Consider the following 15,039-nt stretch of genomic DNA (forward strand, 5'->3'; position numbering starts at 1 on the left):
AAATATTAGCATAAGTCTTTATATATAAACTAAAAGTTGATGAAAGCTATATCAAACAACACCTGGCGCATTTTTGCAACCAAAAACCTATATACTAGATTAGACTTTGATAAATTTGAGAGTTTTGTTAATTGCAACACCAAAAACTATTAATTTTTAGATGAAATACTAGCGTATCTTATGGTCTATAGTTTTTAAGGTTTAGTCAAAACTATATCCAGTATCATCAAAAAACTGCAAACTTCATGTGGTGCCAAAATCAAGTGGGGAGTGAAAACATGAATTTACGTAGAGATGCATTGCAAATCCTCAAAGAAACTAGCCGAACTTTTTATATCCCAATTAGTCTTTTACCGCCAGGATTGCAAGAAGCAGTAGCATCAGCATATTTGTGTATGCGTGCCATTGATGAAATTGAAGATCATCCCGAACTAGATAACGCTACTAAAGCAAAGCTGTTAAAAACGATTAGCCTGACATTACAGGCAGGGGTTGATGGCTTCGCAGTAGATGCTTTCTTTGGAGGATTTAGTGGGTATGAGAATACCTTAGAAGAAGTCACTGTGAGCCTTAGAGAATGGTCGCTGCTGGCACCAGAGACTATTGCACCTCGAATTTGGGATGCGACTGCTGCAATGGCAGACCGGATGGCTTACTGGGCAGAAAGAAACTGGAAAATTTACACAGAATCTGATTTGGATCGTTATACCTTTGGGGTTGCAGGTGCAGTGGGATTGTTACTATCAGATTTATGGACTTGGTACGATGGAACCCAAACTAACCGTACCCAGGCAATTGGGTTTGGTCGGGGTTTACAAGCAGTTAATATCCTGCGTAACCATACTGAAGATTTAAAGCGTGGGGTAGACTTTTTCCCAGAGGGTTGGAGTGCAGCAAATATGCAAGAGTATGCGCGGCGCAATCTAACCCTGGCAGAAGCTTACACCAAAGACCTTCCTACAGGACCCGCCTTAGATTTTTGCCAAATTCCCTTAACCTTGGCTAATGGCACTCTTGACGCTCTTGCTAATGGTAAAGAGAAACTCAGCCGCAGTGATGTTGTTGCACTTATCGAACAGCTGATTAGTGTGAACATGAAAGCTAGCTAATATAGCAGTTCTCGTTTGGATGCAATACATGGTAGGGGCACAGCAATGCTCATGCGTGTCAACTTCAGGTGAAAGTTAGAAGAGAAGCAGCTTTTAGAGATTATCTCGTTAAGAGTCTCCGACTCTTAATGCATTCCGAGAGGGCTGCCGCCTCAAGACTTGCGGCAGAGCCGCAATTGAAGAGCATTTCCAGCCAAAGACTGGAAACGAGGTTTTAAAAGGCTTTCACGTTAAGTTGACACCAATGAGCTTTTTCTGTGCCCCTACGACAGATATGGTTCAAATAAATGAAACCTGCTTTAAGAGAAGGTCATTAGGAATTACGGTTTGGTATAAAGTAATCTAAATATTATTTATTCTGTGTAAGTATAATAAATTATCTTGTTATGGCGATCGCTTTAGGTAATCTGAGTTAAACTTTAGAAACTCTTCAAAGAATTTCCAGCAAAAATTACCTGGCAATAATTGATTAATATCTAAATAATTGAAAAAGAGTATAACAGAAACAGAGTATAACATTCCCCGTGATTATTTGTGCAGCGAGTTGAGAGTGCATGAGCTACTGCTTAAATCCTATCTGTCCCAATCCAGAAAATTTGGTATATAGCCAAAGGTGTCAGTCTTGTGGCTCGCAACTTCTGTTGCGCGATCGCTATCAGGTGATCAAACCATTAGGTCAGGGTGGCTTTGGAGCAACCTTCTTAGCCTATGATCAAGGCTTACCAGGAGAACCGAGTTGTGTAATCAAGCAATTACGCCCATCAGGAAGCGCCCCACACGTTTTAAAGATGGCCAGAGAACTCTTTGACCGAGAAGCCAAAACTCTAGGTAAGATTGGCAATCATCCCCAAGTACCAAGATTGTTAGACTATTTTGAAGATCATGAACAATTCTACTTAGTTCAAGAATACATCAGTGGTGATACCTTGCAGGAGGAGGTCAAACTTAACGGCATTTTGAGCGAAACTGGAGTCAAGCAATTTTTGAGCGAGGTTCTGCCACTGCTGCAATACATCCACGAGCAAAAAGTGATTCACCGTGATATCAAGCCAGCCAACTTAATTCGCCGCACTCAAGATTCCAGAATGGTACTCATCGACTTTGGTGCCGTTAAAGACCAAGTTAGCCAAGCTGCAAGTCAATCAGGACAGACAGTATTAACTGCATATGCCATTGGTACTCCTGGTTTTGCACCTCCAGAGCAAATGGCTATGCGTCCAGTGTACGCCAGTGATATCTATGCACTGGGGGTGACATGCATTTATTTATTGACTGGCAAAACTCCTAGAGATTTAGATTACAATCCCAACACTGGTGAGATGATGTGGGAGCAACTTGTGCAAGTGAGTGACCACTTGAGCAATGTATTCCGCAAAATGTTAGAGGTGTCTGTACGTAATCGCTATCAGTCAGCAGCAGAAGTTCTCAGAGCATTGGATATAGAACCATATTTAGATAGTTTAGCAAAAGGTTTACTGACTAAATCTGATAATGGATCTAAAGAGCGAACACACAACCACCGGGAAAATTCTGCTGTTTTATCTAACAACCATTCTGCTGGTGTTAGCACTGGAGTGGCACAGGTAGCGGCAGCAATTCGCGCTAGACGAGCCAAGGCAGCAGAAGCGGCGGGATTACAGCACGGTTCTAGGATGAACAAATCAACGACTTTAGCTAACAGCAACACCAGTGCTTCGCAAGCTCTAAATTCTAAAGTTGAGCGGAAGTTAGATACTCAAGGTTTATTAACAGCCTATCTGAAGGGAAGACGGGATTTTGCCCTACACAATTTGAATTTGCTGAACCTGCAAGGTGCTGACTTATCCCAAACAAATTTCCATTCCGCTCAATTGCAAAAAACCAATCTCCAGGGAGCTAATCTGCAAAATAGTGACTTTGGTAGAGCCAGTCTGACTCGCGCAAATCTCAAGGATGCTAATTTGAGCAAGGCATACTTTAACCATGCTGATTTAGAAGGGGCAGACCTGCGAGGCGCAGACCTCAGCAATGCTTATCTCAGCAATGCTAACCTCCGAGGAGCAAATCTGTGTGGTGCTAATCTTACCAGTGCCAAAATTTCTGATGAGCAGCTAGCACTAGCAAAAACAAATTGGATGACCATCCGCCCCAATGGTAAACGAGGCTTGTTGTAAGTTTAGATTTCGCAGCTATTGTTATTCAACATATTGATTTCAACAGTACCACTGGCTCGTTTGTGAATGGCGATCGCGCCGTTAGTCTGATCAAGCTCAAAGATGGCGCGCACGCCAGTGCAATGGGCGGCGAGCCACTCTATGTTACACCTGGCGTGCGAATAGAATTCGCTCTGGCTCTAATTTGACACTAATTTTACCTGATTCCAACGAAAAAAGCCATAAATAAAAATGATTGCTGGTCATATAGAAGCAATCATTTCGTTAGGCTTGCTGTAACTCATCAATACTTTGGAAAAGGTGGGTTAGCTGTCTTTATAACCCACTACAGATTAAAAGTTGCAGATTAATAAATCTACATTCCTTATTCTTCTGGCTCTAAATCGTCTTCTTCCTCTTCATCTCCTTCACTGGGTTTAGCTACAGAGTTAGCAGAAACAACAGCGCCTTTATCTAGCTTTTCACGCACCAGTTGCTTAATTTGTTCAGCAAATTCAGGCTTTTCTTCTAGATACTTAATGGCGTTGTCTCGTCCTTGAGAAATGTTGTCGCCATTGTAGCTGTACCAAGCTCCCTTGCGGACAAGCACGCCAGTTTCTTCTGCTAAGTCAACAATACAACCCAAGGTAGAAATACCTTTGCCAAAGATAATGTCGAATTCCGCTATTCTGAAAGGCGGCGCTACTTTATTTTTGGCGACTTTGACTTTGACGCGATTACCATATTCATCTGTACCCTTTTTCAAGGTTTGAATTCGGCGAATATCTAAGCGCACCGAAGCGTAAAATTTTAATGCGTTACCGCCAGTTGTGGTTTCTGGGCTACCGTAGGTAACACCGATTTTTTGCCGCAACTGGTTGATGAAAATTACTGTACAACCAGATTTACCAATGTTACCAGTAATTTTACGTAAAGCTTGGCTCATCAACCGCGCTTGCAGACCAACGTGGATATCACCCATATCCCCTTCAATTTCAGCACGGGGAACCAGTGCTGCTACTGAGTCAATGACTACAATATCAACCGCAGCAGAGCGAACAAGCTGATCGACAATTTCTAAAGCTGATTCGCCAGTGTCAGGTTGGGAAATCAGCAAATTATCAATATCTACACCCAATGCCGCAGCATAGGTGGGGTCAAGGGCGTGTTCAGCATCAACAAAGGCAGCAATACCGCCATTTCTTTGCACTTCGGCGAGCGCATGTAGCGCTACTGTAGTCTTCCCGGAACTTTCCGGCCCATAAATTTCAATTACCCGCCCTTTGGGTAAACCACCACCTAATGCTAAATCCAAGGTGAGCGCCCCACTAGAAATCGTCTCCACCCGCATCCGGGTAGCATCGCCCAGGCGCATGATTGCTCCTTTACCAAAAGTGCGCTCAATCTGGTTTAGCACCATAGTCAGCGCTTTTTGCTTGCCAGAAGTATCGGTGTTGATAGCCATTCCTGCCTCTAATGCCTCTAAATATATGGTTTTAAGGAGTGTTGCTTTGGGAGTTTGAGTAGAACAGATATACTATTTTAACCAGAAAATTCTGGAATAGGACTTCTCAAATCAAAAAAAGGGTGTGACAAGATCGTAACTCGATCGCTACCAAATTAGGGTAGCTCTGCACAATGATACCAACTTGCATTCAGAGATAGCTTTTTTTGGCTGGGTAAGCAAGGGATTTTCAAAGAAAAATTATTTAAACAACTGACCTAACGTAGTGTACATAGTTAGACTGCTTTATTTTGGAGAGATAAAAGCCTAGTAAAACGCGGCGCGATCGTTGAACCGTTGAATTTTCGGCATCGATAAGTTTAGTAAAGTTAGCGTTCTTGTTGAATCTGGCCTGTTGGCATGGAGATAATATACTGATATAATTGTAATATAAATTACATTCATTATCTTAAGCAAACGTGAATAAGTCACAGGCTATTAAGCTACTTGAAAGTGAGGCATGGACAAAAGCAGATGCTATGCGTGCTTTGGAAGTAATTGACTTTAGTACCAATCCTGATGAGATTACGATTCGCAGAGCTATTTCGCCTTTTGCTGGTTCTGAGCTAATTAAGCGTCAACGTCTTCAAGCTGCTCAGAAAGGTATGGTAACGAAGAAAACTAAAGAGATTGAGTCGAAGCAGCAGGAATATGCTGCCAAAATTGACCAATTTCAGAAATATCCCCAACAGGAAAGAGAAAAATACGAAGTTGAAATTCAAAGTTTGTCTCAGAAAAATAATCTTTTAGAAGTTGAAATAAAGACAATATATTCTCAAAATAAAAACTTAATAGAAGTAAATGAGCAACTCAAAAAAGACAATAAAGCTCTGAAAAACTTAGTTGATCAAATTAGGCTTAAGCTAGCTATAAATACTAAAAAAATTCTCCAATCTGAAGATAGTGAGATTCGCAAGGCAGTAATTACTTTTTTTAAATGGACGCTGGGCTAAAGGACTGACTCTATGACTAACAAAAAGGCTAAAAAAAGAAGTTTTAAAGGAATGAGTTATCGTTATGTTCAACGTGCTAACTCAAAAAATCGAAGTAAGCTTCATAAAGAAGACCAAGTTTTAATAAAAGAGAAACATTATAAAAATATTGGGTGGGATAATGTTATTAATCTATATCAAAAAATAGAGGAATTATTAAATAAATATCATATTGAGGATTTAACCCTTGAGGAATTATTTTTAGAGGTTGATCGAATTGGAAATAAATATCTTACGATTCAAGAAATAGAAAATTTTAATCAAAATTTCTCTAAAGAAGTCAATGAGATTGCAGAAGAAATAGATAAGCAGTTTCCTGATACAGAAATAGAATTTATTGATTTCAGTAAACAGACTAGCAACAGATATCAAAATAAATCTAATCAAAAGACATATAGAACTGTCAAATTTTAGTGAGGAAGACGGTGAGCCTTAAAGATAAAGAACTTAAAGAATTATTTGAGCTTGCAGACAACATTGGTAACAAGCGATATCACAGGCTAACTCATCAAGATTTTGAAACTTATAGGAAATTCGATTACTGGCGCTATATTAATGGTGATTATGAGTGTGGAACAACTCAAGATAGTAAAGATTGGGTGAGAGAAAATTCCAACTGGTACTGTCCAATTTGTGGATATCACTACTCTGACAAAGGTGGTAAGACGATAGATCACAAGCTACCTCGGTCACAGTATCCTTGGTTATCAATGGAATTCAATAATTTATGGGTCATTTGCCAGGTTTGTAACAAAGAAAAGGGTGAAATGCATTGGTACAAGTATGAACACTATATATTTGTTCACTATCCGGATCTTTATCTTGCTGTGAAGATGGCACGTCCTAGCCAGTTACTCCAGTCTCTGAAGGATTCAACCAAATAGCGTAATCACCTATTGCTTTAAAGGGCGTTGGAAAATCTCACATTCAATAGTGAATATTAGACCTCTTGCATAAATGCTTAAATTGTCATGTTGAATGGAGCCAAGGAATAAGAATTAAATAACATACAATTTAGGTCTCTGGCTTACCTCACCCTCAATCCCTCTCCTTATAAAGGAGAGGGAAGCTAGAGATAGGATGATCAGATGCAGTATATCCTCTTTTTTCCATCGCCTCGGCAACAATTTCATCAACAATTTCTGGAACATCAGCGTATAATCCCATTAAGGGATCGTTTTTCTCCTGAATTTCTGCTAAACGTTCAATTACGTGACTAATCAATTCTGATAAAGTTGATTGATTGACTATTGCCAGAGTTTTTGCTCGTTCAAAGGTGAGTCTATCTAGTTCAAGTTCTATTTTTTCCATGATGGTTTTAAACTCCATTTACTGATTAATTTAAGTCTAATGGAATTTTGGGATATTTCCAGTTTGATAATTCAACACAATAGCTATTAATTAACGCTATTTGCTAAGATTGGATTAAGCTTTTGCTCTCGCGCATATTTGATGACTTTCGACCTTCCCGACTCTCTCATTCTCGATACTGCACTTTCGGTATCTGGATTAACTGACTATATCCGCTTGCTGTTAGAGCAAGATGAACAATTACGGCAAGTTTGGGTAACTGGCGAAGTTTCCAGTGCTAACCATCATCGCAGTGGGTTATTTTTTACGCTGCAAGATACCGATCGCACCGCCGGAATTAAGTGTGTAGTATGGAATAGCCAATTGCCAAAACTCGCGCAGATACCGGTTCCCGGTGAGCAGATAATCATTTTGGGCAGCATTCGCGTGTATCCGCAACGGGGAGAATATCAGTTATCAGTTTGGCAGACTCTACCTGCTGGTGTTGGTTTACAAGCGCTACGCTATCAACAACTTAAAAATCGCTTGCTGGCTGAGGGGTTGTTCGACACGCAAAGAAAACGATCGCTCCCAACTCACCCCCAAACGATCGCTGTCGTCACTTCACCAACTGCGGCTGCTTGGGGTGATATTCAAAAAACTCTCAAGCAAAGGTATCCAGGTTTACACGTTTTATTTTCTCCAGCTACCGTACAAGGTGAGCAAGCACCGGAATCTATCGTCAAAGCAATTGAGCGGGTGGAAAAGGATGGACGCGCCGAAGTGCTAATTTTATCGCGGGGTGGTGGTGCGGTGGAAGAGTTGGCTTGTTTTAATGATGAACGAGTGGTGCGATCGCTTGCTAGTTGTTCCATTCCTGTAATTACTGGTATCGGTCATCAACGAGATGAATCTTTGGCAGATTTAGTTGCAGATGCTTGTGTGCATACACCCACTGCGGCGGCGGAAATGGTTGTGCCAGCGCTTTCAGAGTTGTATACTGAGCATCGGGGACGAGTTGTGTATTTGCATGAGGCGGTGCATGACTTTAGGGAAAATGCTGAGAATAAACTGCAAGTATTGCGAAATCGTTTGCGACGTTTGCGGTTAGATCGACAAGTGCAACTGGAGGTGGACAAGCTAGCTTGGAAGCGTCAGCATTTGGTGCAAATTACCACGGCGCGATCGCAGCAAGCAACGCAGCATTTAGAATTATTGCGGCAAAAGTTGGCTAGTCTTGACCCGAAAGCGGTGTTGCAGCGTGGTTATGCGGTGGTAAGGCGGGAAGATGGAGCGATCGCGCGATCGGCGGTGGAGTTGGCTGTGGGGCAAGAGTTAGTGATTCAGTTGGGGCAGGGTGGGGTTAAAGTAAAGGTTATGGAAGTAAAAGATTAACGAACCGCAGAGGCGCAGAGGACACAGAGAGGTTGATGGTTAAACGTAAGAGTGCTTCTAGTTCTGAGGAAGGTTGGAATTATGAGGCGAAGGTTGCTGAGATAGAGGGAATTATTGCTCGTATTGAGGCGGGTGAGTTGGAATTGGAAGCTGTATTTGAGCAATTTGCTAGTGCTGTTGAGTATTTGCGTCAGTGCGAAAGTTTTTTGCAGCAGCGACAGCAGCAGGTAGATTTGTTGATTGAAACGTTAAGCGATGAGTAGAAGCGAGAGCCTGCTGGTGCGGTTGTTCGGGTTTTATAAGTAAACGCTTTTTAGCGGCTTGCCGTAGGCATCGCGTACATATCCAACCCAATGCAATCTACGCAGATACACACTTTCAATCAACACCTGTGTTTGCATCGACCTTCAAAAGTACTTCTCGAATAATGGCGGAGCGCTGCCAAGCAGACTGCGCCTCCTCCTTGAATCTTTGTGCTGCCAAGGCTTGGTTGCGAGCCTCCATCCTTAAAGCCATGCGATGTGATAGAGAAGCTTTCTCTTCCAATGCCCTTAAAGCGATCCATAGTGCATCCTCCAGCTTATCGGACTGCGTAGCCAGCAAAGTTTCAGATGAATAAGCATGACCCGTGCGGCACCGGAAGCGCAACAAATTTCCCTCTTCGAGTTCCCAAAGGATACCGCCGCAGTCAGGACAGCCAAAGGTTGATGGTTTACCAGGTCGGTCGCCTTCGTTTTCTACTGCTTCCAAATTCAATTGCGCTATTTCAGTTTCAAACTCCATCTTGCTAGGTACAGGGTTTTCTGGTTCTATTTCCATTGGCCTGTTAACTAAAGCTACTAAAATTGAAGTAATATCTGAAAGTGGCAGGATATGGTCAATATCCTCTACGTTCTCGATCGCATTACGTGGCATATCAGGATACAAAGCATTGTTGGGATTTTGGACAATTGCCACACCGCCCCGCATTTTGACAGCCATTAGTCCCGCCGTGCCGTCGTCAAGCATACCTGTTAGTAGCACAGCAATCACTCGCTGCCCATAGGTTCGCGCTGCACTGCGAAACAATGGATCAATGGCGGGACGACAACGGTTTTCTTTTGCCCCCCGTGTCAAACGCAAATATCCTCGTTCTACCAGTAAGTGATAGTCAGGCGGAGCGACATAAATCCAACCATGAACAATAGCTTCGCCATCCTGAGCATAAGACACTGGCAAGTTGCCAGCACGACTTAATATTTTTGGCAGCACACTCGTGGCGTGACTTGATACATGAAGAACTATAATCACAGCAGCATTGAGAACGGGCGGCAAATGCTTGACTAGATAAGTCAGCGCCTCAACTCCACCTGCTGATGTTCCAACGACAATAATATTGTATTCAAGCATTAATGTAATGATTTCACCAACATGCCAGTGTGGGCAACAAAAGCACATTCATTGCCAGTATTGAGAGTAACGCGGCAAGAAAATTTCTTCACCTAGCTTTGAGAGGATTTATTCTTCTTTGAGGAATAGAACTTTAGACGAATAGCACGAAATGCAATTTTGCGTCTCTAAAAAAAAGGGTTTTAAATACTTATCTGCTGAATAAACATCTGATGCTCTACTGAACTTAGCCCTTTCTGCAACACTGTTAACACCTGTTGCATATTTCCCGCAACTAATGCTGATACATCAAGCCACAATCCCGGAAACACTTGACTTTGAATTATCCCTAACGCATTTGGGATCAGTGCTACGTATTCACCATTTTGCAAGCTGAACCAACTAACAGTGCTATCAAAAACCTGCCAAACAATATATTCCTGAATGCCATTGCGGTGATAGGCACGTTTTTTATCATACAAATCTTTGCTAGCACTGCTGGCGGCAACTTCTGCTACTAATTCTGGCGCACCTTCCACGTATCCATCAGTACTTAGATGAGATGATCCGCCACACGCTGCATCGATTAACAAAATTGCATCAGGTTGAGGTTCATTATCTAAATCTAGCCGCACAGTTGGATTATCGCCCAATCTGACACCAGGTGTGGCTACTTTATAATTTCCCAGCCAAATCATTAAATTACCATGCGGTTCGGCATGTGATTCAAAGCGCAAAGGTGATGCCACGTAAACGACTCCTTCAATCAATTCGGCTTTCTTGACATTGGGCATGGCATTATAGCGACGCTCAAACTCTGGACGAGTGAGGCGATCGCCACTCTCAAGAGGCGGAATATAATTGGTTGGAGTCGGATGTTGTGGAGAGGTGTTGACCACAATAGTTATTTTCTATTGAACCAATCTTAAATCTACTTCCTTATTGTATTCCCGGTAAGCAATCACTTTGCAATGAACTCGTTGACTAACTTGTGGCCACAAAGAAGTGTCCGTGGGTAAACCAGATGAATCACAATCGGGTTTTGTACCAATATGTATAATTCCGCTTAGTTTATAACCGTCAATGACTTGATAGCCAAGGTACACAAAAACACCAAAAGGCTTAACACTTATAACCTCTCCATAAAATTTGTGTCCAATAGGAAGGTTCTGCTTTAACTTCTCCCACTGTTTAGCGATATCACTCATACGCCTTCTGAGTATGTTAAAAGTTTTTGGAGCCGCGATCGCAGCCGCTATGAAGTGGTTAAATTGATTGTATCGTAGTGCATTAAGCAAAAAAGATGTAGCAGTGCTATGTTTTTACATTGTTTTTCAGTGCTACGTCTCTGTAGATATCGCTCAAATTAAAACATTAGTTGTCAAAGTTTGAGCGTTTGCAACAAATGCTCGTCCATATATAAGAAACGTTTAAGCATTTGCAGGAAATGTATAAGCAGTTGCAACAAATGCTTAATACTTTGCAACAAATGCTCTGTCATATATAAGAAACGTTTAAGCATTTGCAATAAATGTATAAGCAGTTGCAACAAATGCTCTTCCATATATAAGAAACGTTTAAGCATTTGCAGGAAATGTATAAGCAGTTGCAACAAATGCTTAATACTTTGCAACAAACGCTCTGCCATATATAAGAAACGTTTAAGCATTTGCAGCAATCATTGTAATGAACTTACAGCGCTTCCCGCTATTATGCAATACAGCTTTTCTCCTTACCCCTCTCCTAACATAGCTTTCAGCTTTGAGGATGTACCTCATAGCTGCCGGAAGTGCTGTATATATCTATTTATTACCTGAAATATAACAGCAAAGGCAGTTTTTGCAGGAGGAATATTGCTCTGTGTGTCTCCTGACTTTTTTGTTAAACCAGACTACATCTATGTAGGACTTACGCAAAAGTACACGCGGTAGGGGCAATTCATGAATTGCCCCTACCTGAAAACAAGGGTTTCGGCTATTGTTTGCGTAAGTCCTGCGATGTTTTCTTTAGATAAGTGCAAAAAGGACATAAACTTTTTGATGGTAAAGCGAAGCACAAGAGGTGGTTATGGCTAAATTTCTTTTTGTAACAGATTTGGATGACACCCTCGTGCATCGCACCGTGGGCGATGACAACGCTTTACCAGAACTAAATCAACTGCTGAACAGACATCGCCAAGAATACGGCAGTAAAATCGTTTATGCTACTGGGCGATCGCCTGTACTTTACAAAGAACTCCAAGCTCAAAAAAATCTTTTGCAACCGGATGCTCTTGTCCTTTCTGTGGGTACAGAAATCTACTTAGATGGTAGTGATACTCCAGACTCAGGTTGGTCAGAAATCCTCTCTCCGGGATGGGAAAGGGAAACTGTATTATCTATTACTAGAAAATATCGGGAGTTAGTTCGGCAACCAGATTCAGAACAGCGTCCCTTCAAAGTGAGTTTTTTCCTAGAACAAGATTCATCTGCAAATGTTCTACCACAACTTGAAGCGGAGTTGCAGAAATATAAATTAAATGTAAAGTTAATCTACAGTAGTGGCATTGACCTTGACATTGTACCCCATAGCAGCGATAAAGGTCAGGCAATGCAGTTTTTGCGTCAAAAGTGGAAATTTGCAGCAGAACAAACAGTTGTCTGTGGTGATTCAGGTAATGATATTGCTTTATTTGCTGTAGGCAACGAACGGGGAATCATTGTGGGGAATGCCCGAAAAGAGTTACTCCAATGGCACAACGAGCATCCTGCTAATTACCGCTACCTGGCTTCATCTTTTTGTGCAGGTGGAATTATCGAAGGTTTGAAATATTTTGGTTTATTAGAATGATTAGTTATCTTAAAGGTCTTGTTGCTGGTATCCAAACAATTGGCGCTAATCGCGTGATTCTGACTCTAGAAGTGAATGGCTTGGGGTATGATTTGCAAGTTCCTCAACGGCTAGCACAGCAATTACCAGAGTCGGGAGGAGTGGCGCAAATTTTTACCCATTTCCAAATTCGGGAAGAAGTGCCATTACTATATGGCTTTGCTTCGCCAGCCGAACGCGATTTATTTCGCCAATTGCTGACTGTTAGCGGTATTGGTGCAGCCTTAGCGATCGCACTCTTAGACACTCTGGAACTACCAGATTTAGTCCAAGCAATCATCGCTGGCAATACCCAAATCTTAATTCAGGCTCCCGGTGTCGGCAAAAAAACCGCCGAACGCATCTGTTTGGAACTGAAAAGCAAATTAGTCGAGTGGCGCAAATCAGCCGGGTTCTTCGTCGCCACAGGTGGTCCAGCACCAGGAATTCTCGAAGAAGTGCAAATGACCCTCTTCGCCTTGGGATATACTGCCCATGAAGTCAGTCACGCCCTACATGTAGTCAGTGAAGACATTGGACTACCCAAAGATGCCTATGTCGAAGATTGGATTAAACAAGCGATCGCTCATCTCAGCAGCGAACAAGTTTAATTGTCATTTGTCATTTGTCATTTGTCATTTGTCAATAGTTATTCTCTCCCCCATCTCCCTCATCTCCCTCATCTCCCCCATCTCCCTCATCTCCCTCATCCCCCTCATCTCCCCCATCTCCCTCATCTCCCCCCACTCCCCACTCCCCACTCCCCACTCCCCATGCCCACTAACCCTTATGCTTGGCTAGATGAATCTCTAGCAACAATTCATCGGGCAGACTGGTATCGATCAGTACAAACAATTCACGGTCGTCCGGGTGCAACGGTGGTTTTAGCTGGACAAGAGGTAATTAATTTTGCCAGTAATGACTATTTGGGACTTGCGGGAGATATGCGATTAATCGCAGCCGCGATCGCTGCGATCGCGGAATTTGGCACTGGTAGTACTGGTTCTAGATTACTCAGTGGGCATCGAGAATTGCACAGGGAATTGGAGGAGGCGATCGCATCTATCAAACAAACAGAAGATGCTTTGGTATTTAGTTCTGGGTATCTAGCCAATTTGGGTACAATTACCGCCCTCGTTGGCAAGCGTGATTTAATTTTCTCTGACCAGTACAATCATTCCAGTCTGAAAAATGGGGCGATTCTCAGTGGTGCAGCAGTTGTGGAATATCCGCACTGTGATCTTACAGTCCTAAAAACTCAGTTGAGTCAACAGCGCCAAAACTACCGACGCTGTTTGATTCTGACTGATAGCGTCTTCAGCATGGATGGCGATTTATGTCCAATGTCCGCACTGTTGGATCTCGCTGATAAATTTAGCTGTATGCTGCTAGTTGATGAAGCTCATGCCACTGGGGTGTTAGGAAAAACTGGCGCGGGATGTGTCGAACATTTTGGATGTACGGGAAAGCAGTTAATCCAAATTGGTACCTTGAGTAAAGCTTTGGGTAGTTTAGGCGGATACGTAGCGGGAAGTAGCGCCCTAATTGACTTTTTGCGGAACCGCGCCTCCACTTGGATTTACACCACTGGGCTTTCACCTGCTGATACGGCGGCGGCCTTAGCAGCAATCAAGATAGTGCAACAAGAACCGCAACGCCGTGCCAAATTGTGGGAAAATGTACACTACTTGAAAAATTTGCTGCAACAACAGTTACCTAATCTCGAATTGCTGCGATCGCAATCACCCATACTATGTTTTGAATTGCCCAGTGCCACAGATGCCCTTAAAGCTGGAAAACAGCTAAGAGATGCTGGCATATTTGCCCCAGCAATTCGTCCCCCCACAGTGCCCACAAGTCGGATCAGAATATCTTTAATGGCAACTCATGAAGCCGCACATATCGAAAAATTGGTAGCAGTGCTGAAAGATATCTGGTGAACTCATAAGTTTCTAAGTACAGCATTTCATTAATTTGTAGCGAATTCTCTGGGTGTCCCTACCCTGCGATCGGGCAAAGCGCCTATGTGTTTAAATTTCAACCCTCAATTCACCACGATTTTACCCAAAGATGTAGTAAGTAATACCGTTTTACTTTAATAATGATACAAATACGTTGGTAGGGGCACAGAAAAAGCTCATAGGTGTCAACTTAACGTGAAACCCTTGTCAAAACGTGATAAGTTGATGTGCAGCTAAATTGTATAACACGAAAACCCAAAAATATTGTAGTGCGAGCAACATGAGCGCGTCCAATATACAAATTAAATACGCAACAGCTTATTCAATTCTTTCGCTTCTCATCACGATCCGCGTTACCCCACCCTAACCCTCCCCTTATAAAGGGGAGGGAACTGGATTTTCTTGTTTCCCCCCAATATATCGGGGGGATTAAGGGGGGTA

General features: G+C 42.4%; 16 protein-coding genes and 1 pseudogene. 10 read left to right on the forward strand and 7 right to left on the reverse strand.

Annotated elements, in window-relative coordinates; translation table 11 throughout:
- Positions 1-278 precede the first annotated feature (278 nt).
- On the forward strand, positions 279-1,109 hold the full coding sequence (locus V7K27_RS35460; RefSeq protein WP_334953531.1) for a phytoene/squalene synthase family protein: 831 nt from the start codon (positions 279-281) through the stop codon (positions 1,107-1,109).
- A 554-nt stretch (positions 1,110-1,663) separates the two neighbouring features.
- Positions 1,664-3,262 carry a serine/threonine-protein kinase gene (locus V7K27_RS35465; RefSeq protein ID WP_334953532.1) on the forward strand — a complete coding sequence of 533 codons (1,599 nt, stop codon included), beginning with the start codon at positions 1,664-1,666 and terminating at the stop codon, positions 3,260-3,262.
- 364 nt (positions 3,263-3,626) lie between these two features.
- On the opposite strand, the gene recA is transcribed toward V7K27_RS35465, so the two are convergent.
- The gene (gene recA / locus V7K27_RS35470) at positions 3,627-4,706 is read right to left on the reverse strand and encodes a recombinase RecA (protein WP_334953533.1); all 1,080 of its coding nucleotides are present in this window, start codon (positions 4,704-4,706) and stop codon (positions 3,627-3,629) included.
- 458 nt (positions 4,707-5,164) lie between these two features.
- Here recA and V7K27_RS35475 point away from each other — a divergent pair, with 458 nt between their 5' ends.
- Genes V7K27_RS35475 through V7K27_RS35485 form a run of 3 tightly spaced genes read left to right on the forward strand, consistent with a single transcriptional unit; the run spans position 5,165 to position 6,621 of the window.
- Positions 5,165-5,698: a hypothetical protein gene (locus tag V7K27_RS35475; RefSeq protein ID WP_334953534.1), complete on the forward strand. Its 534-nt coding sequence runs from the start codon at positions 5,165-5,167 to the stop codon at positions 5,696-5,698.
- 12 nt (positions 5,699-5,710) lie between these two features.
- Positions 5,711-6,151 carry a hypothetical protein gene (locus V7K27_RS35480; RefSeq protein ID WP_334953535.1) on the forward strand — a complete coding sequence of 147 codons (441 nt, stop codon included), beginning with the start codon at positions 5,711-5,713 and terminating at the stop codon, positions 6,149-6,151.
- Between the two features lie 11 nt (positions 6,152-6,162).
- Entirely contained in the window at positions 6,163-6,621 is a 459-nt protein-coding gene (locus V7K27_RS35485; protein WP_334953536.1) for an HNH endonuclease, read from the forward strand.
- 154 nt (positions 6,622-6,775) lie between these two features.
- Here the strand turns inward: V7K27_RS35485 and V7K27_RS35490 are convergent, their stop codons facing one another.
- Complete coding sequence (locus V7K27_RS35490; protein ID WP_334953538.1) at positions 6,776-7,066, reverse strand: hypothetical protein; 291 nt, start codon at positions 7,064-7,066, stop codon at positions 6,776-6,778.
- 123 nt (positions 7,067-7,189) lie between these two features.
- Between V7K27_RS35490 and xseA the strand changes: the two are divergent.
- Both xseA and xseB read left to right on the forward strand, forming a co-directional pair.
- A pseudogene (gene xseA, locus V7K27_RS35495) lies at positions 7,190-8,465 on the forward strand (exodeoxyribonuclease VII large subunit).
- A complete protein-coding gene (gene xseB, locus V7K27_RS35500) occupies positions 8,458-8,685 on the forward strand; it encodes an exodeoxyribonuclease VII small subunit (protein ID WP_292823092.1) in 228 nt (75 codons plus the stop codon). Before xseA ends, xseB begins: the two are co-directional and overlap by 8 nt.
- Positions 8,686-8,800: 115 nt before the next feature.
- Here xseB and V7K27_RS35505 read toward each other — a convergent pair whose 3' ends face one another.
- The 4 genes from V7K27_RS35505 to V7K27_RS35520 all read right to left on the reverse strand — a co-directional run bounded on the left by V7K27_RS35505 (position 8,801) and on the right by V7K27_RS35520 (position 11,438).
- Positions 8,801-9,811, reverse strand: a complete 1,011-nt coding sequence (locus V7K27_RS35505) for a chemotaxis protein CheB (protein WP_334953539.1) — start codon at positions 9,809-9,811, stop codon at positions 8,801-8,803.
- A 182-nt stretch (positions 9,812-9,993) separates the two neighbouring features.
- Entirely contained in the window at positions 9,994-10,689 is a 696-nt protein-coding gene (locus V7K27_RS35510; protein WP_334953540.1) for a Uma2 family endonuclease, read from the reverse strand.
- Between the two features lie 12 nt (positions 10,690-10,701).
- On the reverse strand, positions 10,702-11,088 hold the full coding sequence (locus V7K27_RS35515) for a hypothetical protein (RefSeq protein WP_334953541.1): 387 nt from the start codon (positions 11,086-11,088) through the stop codon (positions 10,702-10,704).
- Between the two features lie 83 nt (positions 11,089-11,171).
- Complete coding sequence (locus V7K27_RS35520; protein WP_334953542.1) at positions 11,172-11,438, reverse strand: hypothetical protein; 267 nt, start codon at positions 11,436-11,438, stop codon at positions 11,172-11,174.
- A gap of 419 nt (positions 11,439-11,857) precedes the next feature.
- On the opposite strand from V7K27_RS35520, the gene V7K27_RS35525 reads away from it, so the two are divergent.
- Both V7K27_RS35525 and ruvA read left to right on the forward strand, forming a co-directional pair.
- Positions 11,858-12,619, forward strand: a complete 762-nt coding sequence (locus V7K27_RS35525; protein ID WP_334953543.1) for a sucrose-phosphate phosphatase — start codon at positions 11,858-11,860, stop codon at positions 12,617-12,619.
- Entirely contained in the window at positions 12,616-13,248 is a 633-nt protein-coding gene (gene ruvA, locus V7K27_RS35530; RefSeq protein ID WP_334953544.1) for a Holliday junction branch migration protein RuvA, read from the forward strand. The genes V7K27_RS35525 and ruvA overlap by 4 nt, the downstream gene beginning before the upstream one ends.
- A gap of 31 nt (positions 13,249-13,279) precedes the next feature.
- On the opposite strand, the gene V7K27_RS35535 is transcribed toward ruvA, so the two are convergent.
- Complete coding sequence (locus tag V7K27_RS35535; protein WP_334953545.1) at positions 13,280-13,405, reverse strand: hypothetical protein; 126 nt, start codon at positions 13,403-13,405, stop codon at positions 13,280-13,282.
- Positions 13,406-13,410: 5 nt separating this feature from the next.
- Here V7K27_RS35535 and bioF point away from each other — a divergent pair, with 5 nt between their 5' ends.
- Positions 13,411-14,577 (forward strand): 8-amino-7-oxononanoate synthase, encoded by a 1,167-nt coding sequence (gene bioF, locus V7K27_RS35540; protein ID WP_334953547.1) that lies wholly within the window; start codon positions 13,411-13,413, stop codon positions 14,575-14,577.
- The last annotated feature ends 462 nt before the right edge of the window (positions 14,578-15,039 follow it).

This window comes from Nostoc sp. (genome assembly GCF_036919575.1).
Lineage (GTDB): Bacteria > Cyanobacteriota > Cyanobacteriia > Cyanobacteriales > Nostocaceae > Nostoc.